Here is a 339-nt window from a genome sequence, read left to right as displayed (position 1 = left end):
TCGCTCGGTGCACCCATCATCGCGCGATAGGCTTTGTTGTGGCTTACCGCTCCCGGCAGACCCAGCATCTCCATGCGGAGATATTCCTGCTGAACTCCACGATCACGCCAATCCTTACCTTGGGAAGCGGCGTACTTCCGACGGAGAGGTAAACGCGGGTTGCCCCGCGCATCCGACCACTGCCCGGTGCCGTGCGTGTGACCGGAGTCGCCGGGGCTACTCGGAGCTAGCTTCAACCCCGACTCGCCCTCCATCATGACTATCGTCGCTTGGGCCTTCCCCTTCGGCCTGCCGAGGCCGCCTTCGCCGACGTGCCGCTGGAGCATCTCCATCCACGAC

1 protein-coding gene is annotated in these 339 nt (G+C 64.0%); it reads right to left on the bottom strand.

The annotated features are described in order from the left end of the window. Positions 1-326, bottom strand: a 326-nt coding sequence (locus tag MKK64_RS00285) for a phage tail tip lysozyme (protein ID WP_243931684.1), incomplete at its 3' end; no start/stop codon positions are given. Positions 327-339: the final 13 nt, after the last annotated feature.

Source organism: Methylobacterium sp. E-025 (assembly GCF_022829705.1).
In the GTDB taxonomy this organism is placed as follows: domain Bacteria; phylum Pseudomonadota; class Alphaproteobacteria; order Rhizobiales; family Beijerinckiaceae; genus Methylobacterium.
This window is presented reverse-complemented; position numbering and strand designations above follow the sequence as displayed.